Annotated in this window: 1 protein-coding gene; it reads left to right on the forward strand. The window is 51.1% G+C overall.

From position 1 onward, the window contains the following. The coding region (locus ACPYOJ_RS34930) for a hypothetical protein (protein WP_481420318.1) at positions 1-333 on the forward strand (333 nt) is incomplete at both ends.

The following is a 333-nucleotide window of genomic DNA, read 5'->3' on the forward strand; positions in this document are numbered from 1 at the left end:
CTGCTGTTCAGCATGACGACATTTGCTCAGGTGGGGATTAATAATACTTCCCCAAAAGCTACCCTCGACATCACCGCCAAAACAACCGACGGCAGCAAACCCGAAGGACTCATTATCCCGCAATTAAGCGGTGACCAGATCCGTACCGCAACAGCAGGAGCGGTCTACGGAGCAGCACAGAAAGGACTTATTGTTTATGCCTCTTCAGCCGACACTGCTCCGGCAGGAGCGACTGCCAGTATTACCGCTGCAGGATATTATTATTTTGATGGAACGAACTGGCAGAAAATGACGGGTGCATCTGCCGCAGATGCTACAACCACATCTAAAGGG

It is taken from the genome of Rhizobium sp. SVR5-9E (genome assembly GCF_056755095.1).